Origin of the sequence: Mesorhizobium sp. M7A.F.Ca.CA.001.08.2.1, from assembly GCF_003998455.1 — a bacterium.
Lineage (GTDB): Bacteria > Pseudomonadota > Alphaproteobacteria > Rhizobiales > Rhizobiaceae > Mesorhizobium > Mesorhizobium ciceri.
Map to the genome: position 1 here is coordinate 1 of NZ_RZPW01000343.1, position 6,306 is coordinate 6,306.

At 62.7% G+C, this 6,306-nt stretch carries 6 protein-coding genes and 1 pseudogene; all 7 read left to right on the forward strand.

Going from position 1 to position 6,306, the window contains the following annotated elements:
• The coding region (locus EN914_RS20000) for a thiamine pyrophosphate-dependent dehydrogenase E1 component subunit alpha (protein WP_164778813.1) at nucleotides 1-952 on the forward strand (952 nt) is incomplete at its 5' end.
• A complete protein-coding gene (locus tag EN914_RS20005) occupies nucleotides 952-1,950 on the forward strand; it encodes an alpha-ketoacid dehydrogenase subunit beta (protein ID WP_024503033.1) in 999 nt (332 codons plus the stop codon). The genes EN914_RS20000 and EN914_RS20005, both read left to right, overlap by 1 nt.
• Nucleotides 1,951-1,953: 3 nt before the next feature.
• Nucleotides 1,954-3,348, forward strand: a complete 1,395-nt coding sequence (locus EN914_RS20010; protein WP_127232071.1) for a pyruvate dehydrogenase complex dihydrolipoamide acetyltransferase — start codon at nucleotides 1,954-1,956, stop codon at nucleotides 3,346-3,348.
• Between the two features lie 149 nt (nucleotides 3,349-3,497).
• Entirely contained in the window at nucleotides 3,498-4,133 is a 636-nt protein-coding gene (locus EN914_RS20015) for an SGNH/GDSL hydrolase family protein (protein ID WP_024505188.1), read from the forward strand.
• A 12-nt stretch (nucleotides 4,134-4,145) separates the two neighbouring features.
• Nucleotides 4,146-5,591, forward strand: coding sequence for a dihydrolipoyl dehydrogenase (gene lpdA, locus EN914_RS20020; protein WP_024505189.1), 1,446 nt, complete (start codon nucleotides 4,146-4,148; stop codon nucleotides 5,589-5,591).
• Between the two features lie 89 nt (nucleotides 5,592-5,680).
• The gene (locus EN914_RS20025; protein ID WP_013531486.1) at nucleotides 5,681-5,938 is read left to right on the forward strand and encodes a GlsB/YeaQ/YmgE family stress response membrane protein; all 258 of its coding nucleotides are present in this window, start codon (nucleotides 5,681-5,683) and stop codon (nucleotides 5,936-5,938) included.
• A gap of 138 nt (nucleotides 5,939-6,076) precedes the next feature.
• Nucleotides 6,077-6,306, forward strand: a pseudogene (locus EN914_RS20030) (lipoyl synthase); the annotation flags it as partial.

Here is a 6,306-nt window from a genome sequence, read left to right on the forward strand (position 1 = left end):
GCTCAAGCAGGTGCTCCACAAGATGTACCTGATCCGCCGCTTCGAAGAGGGCGCGGAAGAGTGCTACACGCGCGGTCTCATCCACGGCACCATGCATTTGTCGATCGGCCAGGAAGCCAGCGCCATGGGCATCTGCATGCCGCTTGCCGAGGATGACCAGATCACCTCGACGCATCGCGGCCATGGCCACTGCATTGCCAAGGGCGCCGAGGTCAAGCGCATGTTCGCCGAGTTCTTCGGTAAGACCACAGGCTATTGCAAGGGCCGTGGCGGCTCGATGCACATCGCCGATGTCGGGAAGGGCAATCTCGGCGCCAATGGCATCGTTGGTGGCGGCATTCCGATCGCGGTCGGTGCGGCGCTTTCCTCCAAGATGATGAAGACCGGCAAGGTCGTGGTCTCCTTCTTCGGCGATGGCGCCAACAATGAAGGCGCTTTCCACGAGGCGCTCAACATGGCGGCGGTCTGGAAGCTGCCTGTCATTTTCGTCTGCGAGAACAATGGCTACGGCATGTCGACATCGACAGCCCGCTCGACCGCGGTCAAGAACATCGCCGAGCGCGCCGCCGCCTATTCGATGCCGGGCGTCATCGTCAACGGCAACATCTTCTCCGAGGTCGCCGAGGCGTCTCATCAGGCTGTTGCCCGAGCCCGCGCCGGCGAGGGGCCGACGCTGATCGAGTCCAAGACCTACCGCCATCGCGGCCATTCCAAGAGCGACCGCAACCGCTATCGCACCAAGGAAGAGATCGAGGACTGGATGTCGAACCGCGATCCGATCACCCTGTTCGAAAGCGAGCTCAGGGAATTCGGCTTCATCGACGACAAGGGCATCGAGGCCATTCGCGATGCCGTGGCGCAAGAGATCGCCGAGGGCATCGAGTTCGCCAAGGCGAGCCCTTCGCCCGATATCAGCGAGACGGGAAATTACGTGTATACGGAGCAGGTGTGATGGACGCGATGGTGCGTGAACTGAGCTACGCCCAGGCGATCCAGGAAGCCATGGCGATCGCCATGGACATGGACGAACGCGTTTTCCTGATGGGCGAGGATATCGGCGTCTATGGCGGCGCCTTCCAGGTCACCGGCGACCTGGTCGAACGTTACGGCGCTGACCGCGTCATCGACACGCCGATTTCGGAACTGGGCGGCGCGGGCGTCGCGGTGGGCGCTGCCCTCACCGGCATGCGGCCGATCTTCGAGTTCCAGTTTTCCGATTTCGCCACGCTTGCCATGGAGCAGATCGTCAACCAGGCGGCCAAGATGCGCTTCATGCTGGGCGGCGAGGTTTCGGTTCCCGTGGTGATGCGCTTTCCCGCCGGTTCCGGCACCGGTGCGGCGGCTCAGCACAGCCAGAGCCTCGAAGCCTGGCTCGGCCATGTGCCGGGTCTGAAAGTCATCCAGCCGGCGACCCCCTATGATGCCAAGGGCATGCTTTTGGCGGCGGTCGCCGATCCCGATCCAGTCATGATCTTCGAGCACAAGGTGCTCTACAAGATGAAGGGCCCGGTGCCCGAAGGCTATTACACCGTGCCGATCGGCAAGGCCGATATCCGCCGCGAGGGCCGGGATCTCACCATCGTCGCCACCTCGATCATGGTGCAGAAGGCGCTCGACGCGGCGGCCGTGCTGGAGAGCGAAGGCATCGACGTCGAAGTCGTCGATCTCCGGACCATCCGGCCGATGGACAAGCAGACCGTCATCGACAGCGTCAAGAAGACGTCGCGGCTGCTATGCGTCTACGAAGCGGTCAAGACGCTGGGCATCGGCGCCGAGGTCAGCGCCATGATCGCCGAGAGCGAAGCGTTCGACTATCTCGACGCGCCGATCGTGCGGCTGGGCGGCGCCGAAACGCCGATCCCCTACAATCCGGAACTCGAGAAGGCGACGGTGCCGCAAATTCCGGACATCATCACCGCCGCGCGCGACCTCGTGAAAGGGGTCCGCTAGCCCATGCCGACCGAAGTCATTCTTCCCAAGGTCGACATGGACATGGCGACCGGACAGATCTCGCGCTGGTTTGCCGAGGAGGGCGCGCACGTCAAGAAGGGCGATGTGCTGTTCGAGATCGAGACCGACAAGGCGGCGATGGAAATCGATGCGCCGGCCAGCGGCGTGCTGCGCGATGTCACCGGCAAAGAGGGTGTCGATATTGCGGTCGGCGCTGCCGTGGCGTGGATCTATGCCGACGGTGAGGCCTATGGGGCTGATGCTGCTGCGGCAAAGGAGGACTTCGCGCCAATCTCCACACCCGCGGGGGAGATGTCGACGAAGTCGACAGAGGGGGGCGTTGTCGCGCCAACGTCTCATTCTGTCACGCACCCCTCTGCCCTGCCCTCTTTGCCGCCACTTGGCATCTCCCCCACAAGGGCGGAGATCGGCCAGTCGCCATCGGCCGGCCGTGCAACACCGCTTGCCCGGCGCCTGGCCCGTGAGGCCGGCCTGAACCTCTCGACCGTATCTGGCACCGGCCCGTATGGCCGGGTGGTGAGGGCCGATGTCGACGCGGCCATTGCCGGTGGCGGCGCCCAGACGGCGCCTGCCGCCAAGGCTCCGGCTGGCGTGCCGGCTGCTGCTCCTGCCGCACCGGTAAAGGCGATGTCGGACGATCAGGTCCTGAAACTGTTCGAACAGGGCTCCTACGACCTCGTCCCGCATGACAATATGCGCAAGACCATTGCGCGCCGCCTGGTCGAGGCCAAGACCACCATTCCGCATTTCTACCTGACGCTCGACTGCGAGCTCGATGCGCTGCTGGCGCTGCGCACGCAGATCAATGCGGCAGCCCCGGTGAAGAAGACCGACAAGGGTGATGCTCCGGCCTACAAGCTGTCGGTCAACGATATGGTGATCAAGGCGATGGCCATGGCGCTGAAGGCGGTGCCCGATGCCAATGCCTCGTGGACCGAAAGCGCCATGGTCAAGCACAGGCACGCCGATGTCGGCGTTGCCGTGTCGATCCCCGGCGGGCTGATCACACCGATCATCCGCAAAGCCGACGAAAAGACGCTGTCCACCATCTCCAACGAGATGAAGGATCTGGCCAGTCGGGCCCGCAGCCGCAAGCTGAAGCCGGAAGAGTATCAGGGTGGCACCACGGCGGTGTCCAATCTCGGCATGTTCGGCATCAAGGATTTTGCCGCGGTCATCAACCCGCCGCACGCGACCATCCTGGCGGTCGGCGCCGGCGAGGAGCGGGCAGTGGTCAAGAACGGCGAGATCAGAATAGCCACCGTGATGTCGGTGACGCTGTCGACCGACCACCGCGCCGTGGACGGTGCGCTGGGTGCCGAACTGCTGGTCGCCTTCAAGCGGCTGATCGAAAACCCGATGGGCATGCTGGTTTAGGGAAGCGAGAGGGCGGTGCGGATAGTCTTCACCAGCCTCTTCGCTTTCATCATTTCCGGATTCGCCACCGGACTGGCTGCTCGGAAACGGGCGGTCACAACCCATGGATGGCGGGTGAAGCGTGGGTTGATCGACGCACAGGTGGGCGCATGAAGACGGTTCTTTGTTACGGCGACTCGCTGACCTGGGGCTACAATGCCGAAGGTGGCCGCCATGCGCTGGAAGACCGCTGGCCAAGCGTGCTGCAGGCCGGGCTCGATGGTGGCGTCGAAGTTATCGCCGAAGGCCTCAATGGCCGTACCACCGCCTTCGACGACCACCTGGCCGGTGCTGATCGCAACGGCGCCAGGCTGCTGCCAACGGTGCTGACAACCCATGCGCCGATCGACCTGATTGTCATCATGCTCGGCGCCAACGACATGAAGCCGTGGATCCACGGCAATCCCGTCGCGGCCAAGCAGGGTATCCAGCGGCTGATCGACATCGTGCGCGGTCACGATTATCCGTTCGACTGGCCGGCGCCGCAGATCCTGATTGTTTCGCCGCCTGTCGTCAGTCGCACCGAAAATGCCGAGTTCAAGGAAATGTTTGCCGGCGGCGACGACGCCTCGAAGTTTTTGGCACCGCAATATGCCGCGCTCGCCGATGAGGCCGGCTGCGGCTTCTTCGACGCCGGCAGCGTGGCGCAAACCACACCTCTCGACGGTGTTCATCTTGACGCCGAAAATACGCGAAACATCGGCGAGGCGCTGACACCAGTCGTGCGCGTCATGCTGGAATTGTGAAGGAGAAAACCCGTGGCTGAGAACTATGACGTCATCATCATCGGCTCCGGTCCCGGCGGCTATGTCACCGCGGTGCGTTCCGCGCAGCTCGGCTTCAAGACGGCGATCGTCGAGCGCGAGCATCTCGGCGGCATTTGCCTTAACTGGGGCTGCATCCCGACCAAGGCGCTGCTGCGCTCGGCCGAGATCATGCAGTATTCGGATCACCTGAAGGATTACGGGCTGAAGCTCGACGGCAAGGTCAGCGTGGACACATCGGCCGTCGTTGACCGCTCGCGCAAGGTGTCGCTGCGGCTCAATGGCGGCGTTGCCTTCCTGATGAAGAAGAACAAGGTCGACGTCATCTGGGGCGAGGCCAAGCTTTCGAAGGCGGGCGAGATCGTCGTGTCCAAGACGGCCAAGAAGCCGATGGAGCCACAGCCGCCGGTGCCGAAAGGCGTCAAGGGCGAGGGCACCTATACCGCCAAGCACATCATCCTGGCGACCGGCGCCCGGCCACGCGCGCTGCCCGGCATCGAGCCGGACGGAAAGCTGATCTGGACCTATTTCGAGGCCATGGTGCCGAAGGAGATGCCGAAGTCGTTGCTCGTCATGGGGTCGGGCGCCATCGGCATCGAATTCGCCTCCTTCTACCGCACAATGGGCGCCGAGGTGACGGTGGTCGAATTGCTGCCGGCGGTGATGCCGGTCGAGGACGCCGAAGTCTCGAAGTTCGCGCAGAAGCAGTTCGAGAAGCAAGGCATGAAGATCATCCTCGAAGCCAAGGTGACCAAGGTCGAGAAGGGCACGAACTCGGTCACCGCGCATGTCGAGATGAAGGACGGCAAGGTCGAGAAGATCACCGCCGACCGCATGATCTCGGCCGTCGGCGTGCAGGGCAACATCGAGGGCCTCGGACTCGAGGCGCTTGGCGTGAAGACCGAACGCGGCTGCGTCGTCATCGATGGTTACGGCAAGACCAATGTGCCGGGTATCTACGCCATCGGCGATGTCGCCGGCCCGCCGATGCTCGCCCACAAGGCCGAACATGAGGGTGTCGTGTGCATCGAGAAGATCGCTGATTTTCCTGGCGTACATGCCACCGACAAGCTGAAGATTCCGGGCTGCACCTACTGCAATCCGCAGGTCGCCTCGGTTGGCCTGACCGAAGCTAAGGCCAAGGCAGAGGGCTGGGATATCCGGGTCGGGCGCTTCCAGTTCGCCGCCAATGGCAAGGCGATCGCGCTCGGTGAGGATCAGGGCTTCATCAAGACCATCTTCGACAAGAAGACCGGTCAATTGCTCGGCGCCCACATGGTCGGCGCCGAAGTGACCGAACTGATCCAGGGCTTTGTCGTGGCGATGAACCTGGAGACGACCGAGGAAGAGCTGATGCACACCATCTTCCCGCACCCGACGCTGTCGGAGATGATGAAGGAAAGCGTGCTCGACGCCTATGGCCGCGCGCTCAACGCGTGATAGATTGAAAGCGCTGCTACAGATGGAACCCGGCGGCAAGGTACATCGTTTGCGGATGCACTTTCATCCATCACACAAGGAGAAGGCATATGCACCTGAATGGCGTCGGCTGGATAGCAGCCATCATTATCGGCGGCCTGGCAGGCTGGTTCGCCGAAATGTTCATGAAGAGCAACACCGGCATCTTCATGAACATCGTTATGGGCATCGTCGGCGCGATCGTACTGAACGCCATTCTGCAGGCTCTCAATTTTGGCCCGTTCGGCGTCGGCTGGATTGCCTATCTGATCACCGGCTTTATCGGTGCCTGCCTGCTGATCTGGGCGGGACGCCTGGTGCGCCGCTGACATCCCTGAAGAGCTGCCATGCGAAAAAGGCTGTTGCGGCATGCGCCGCAGCGGCCTTTTTCTTTGCGCCGAAAAGTCCTAGATGACGTTATGACAACGAACGCCTGACTGGCGCTCGCCAATGAACCAGGTTTCCCGATGGTCACTGTCCTCGATACGATCGCCAACGCACCGCGCCTGCGGCATCCGGAAAAGGCGCACAAGCCTGATCAGGATGTCCTGCGCAAGCCCGACTGGATACGCGTCAAGGCGCCGATGTCGAAGGGCTATGCCGAAACGCGCGAAATCGTGAAGTCGCACAAGCTGGTGACGGTCTGCGACGAGGCCGGCTGCCCCAACATCGGCGAGTGCTGGGAAAAGAAGCACGC

What these genes read in the sequence shown, in the direction of transcription:
- EN914_RS20010 (WP_127232071.1), top strand. Translation starts at nt 1,954, where the DNA reads ATGCCGACCGAAGTCATTCTTCCCAAGGTCGACATGGACATGGCGACC.
- EN914_RS20005 (WP_024503033.1), top strand. Translation starts at nt 952, where the DNA reads ATGGACGCGATGGTGCGTGAACTGAGCTACGCCCAGGCGATCCAGGAA.
- EN914_RS20025 (WP_013531486.1), top strand. Translation starts at nt 5,681, where the DNA reads ATGCACCTGAATGGCGTCGGCTGGATAGCAGCCATCATTATCGGCGGC.
- EN914_RS20015 (WP_024505188.1), top strand. Translation starts at nt 3,498, where the DNA reads ATGAAGACGGTTCTTTGTTACGGCGACTCGCTGACCTGGGGCTACAAT.